Origin of the sequence: Bergeyella porcorum (assembly GCF_042427575.1) — a bacterium.
GTDB classification, from domain to species: Bacteria; Bacteroidota; Bacteroidia; order Flavobacteriales; family Weeksellaceae; genus Bergeyella; species Bergeyella porcorum.
In genome coordinates, this window is sequence record NZ_JBHMFD010000028.1 from 1 (window position 1) to 2,437 (window position 2,437).

General features: G+C 42.0%; 1 protein-coding gene. It reads left to right on the forward strand.

The genetic code is table 11. The features are described from left to right. Positions 1-2,437 (forward strand): hypothetical protein (locus tag ACFFUE_RS10750; protein ID WP_376835253.1); only part of this gene is annotated, 2,437 nt, incomplete at both ends.

The following is a 2,437-nucleotide window of genomic DNA, read 5'->3' on the forward strand; positions in this document are numbered from 1 at the left end:
CTACCAGTACGGATAATAAGCTGCAACTGCAGGTATTGATGACTGATTTGCAACAACCTTCTCATCAAGTGGCCATTAAGTTCTTCCTTGAAGGAGGGACAACTAATACTCCCATTGCTAGCTCTGCACCTTTCATTCAAGGGTATAATCCATTTACACTATTTCCTGGACAGCAGATAACACTATCCAATGTAGATTTGAGAAGTCTTTTTGCGCTCGATAACCTCTCCGGAATTGACCCATTATCCTATTCTAAAGCTCTTCCTGACGGTGTCTATAGCTTTTGCTTTCAAGCTTATGATTGGTTTACAAAAAATAACCTTTCGCAGAAAGCCTGTGCTATTGCTTTCTTCAATCAATACGAACCGCCTTTCCTTACTCTTCCTCAAAATGGTGAGAGAATACCTGCTCTATCTCCCTATGATAATGGTGCTGCTGCAATGATTTTTCAATGGCAACCTAGGCAGATAGCCCCCAATACAAGATATGTCTTCACGCTGAAAGAACTTTGGGATTTGGAAAGAGACCCCATATCGGGTTTTTTGGCCGCTCCACCTTTTTGGCAAGAGGAAGTTTTTTCGCCTACCCTCTTCTACGGATTAGATAAAGCTCAGCTAATACCTGGTAAACGATACGCCTGGCAGGTACAAGCCAAAAGTGGAAATCCCGTATATAGTGCTAGCCCCACGGAAGATAACGGCACCTATAAAAACAACGGACTATCCGAAATTTTTTATTTTGACTATACTGAAAACTGTAAAACACCATCCCTTCTTACTGCTCAAAATGCCGGTAGAGGAAAAGTGAAAATCCAATGGATGCTCAACGGAACTTCATCAGGTGATTATAATATCCAATACCGAAAACGAGGAACTACTGGGGAGTGGATTACGGCAAAGAGCTACCAATCACCATACTTCATTACTGGCTTAGAAGACCTTACTGAATATGAATACCGCGTAGGCTCTGTATGCGGTAATCTACAGAACTTTAATAGCGATGCCTACAATACTAATGCAGGAAATGCCTACGCATATAGTGCTATACAATATTTTACCACCGATAGCAAGGACAAAAGCAACGAAAACTTCCAATGTGGCATTATGCCTGCCATTGATATTTCTAATAAAACCATTTACCAAGGGGCTCTGGGAGTGAATGATGTGATAATGGCAGGAGACTTCCCGGTGACCATTACCCAAGCAAATGGAATAGGAAACTACAGCGGAGAGGGATATATCATAGTGCCTTACCTTGGTGATACCAAACTAAAAGTCTCATTCAATAATATCCAGATTAACACCGATAAAAAACTTATCGCTGGAACCATAGAAACAACCTACGACCCAAGTGAAAAGGCGGTGATGTTTTTATCCGAGGGTATAGGAGAAACTTTTGGTGATCAGGGCGTTAAGGAAGTAACGGTAGGCTATAATATCAGCAAGGTTGAATATATAGAAACTCCGCCTCCTGGTAGAATTATTATCCACGGAGATGCGGGAGCTGGTAACAATAACGATTCTGGTTCGGGGAAAAGTAGCCAGCAAGAACTGCCTGGTGGAAGAGATTATACCATTATCGACAAAGATGGTAATATTTACGAAATTGATGAGAAAGGCAATGTAAAAGAAGGTGGAAAAATAGCCCAAAGTGGTGCCTCTAATAGTGACAACACCGATGGCGTTACAGGCAGCGGCAGTAAGGCACAGATTAGCCAATATACGGCTAAAGGCATCAGCATAACTTGGGATGCCAATGATTCTAAGTATGATTTTGATAGTCAAGAGATAACAAAACTTCCTAAGGATCAATATCCGTCTGTAAAAAATGCAGATGGGACTGCTGTATTGGTTCCTTACAAGGCGGTTGTCAACGGTAAGGATGACCTTATCTCCGCCAAAATCACCATTACCGACCAAGAAATATTGAAGGATGCCAAGATAGAGTTCAAAGTATTGTCCTCTGGTAAGAATATAGAAGCGGTACAAAGCGGCAACGATTACAAACTAAAACTCAAGGGTGCATACGACTATGCTGAGGAAGAAGTAGTGGCGGCATTAGTCCCGAATGATAAGGAAAAGAAACAGCAGATCATCTCATCGTTCAGGCTGGTACACCTAAGCCCGAAAGATATCAATGTCAGCTTTGTTCCTTTGGACAAAGAGGCTCAAAACAAACTGGATGATTATGAAAACAAAGTTAATAGTACTTACCTGAAAGTAGGCATCAACTTCAATGTAAGGAAGGAGGATATACCGAAAGGCTTCTACGAATTAGGCATTGGCGACAAGATAGAATCCGGGGATCCAAAGCTGATGAGTACCTACGGCAGCGACCAGCTCAAGATTAACAGCCTTTACAAAGGAACCGACCAAAGGTATGTGATGTTTGTAACCAGCAAACAAGCCTCTACAGGTGCTGATGGATACTTCCGCCT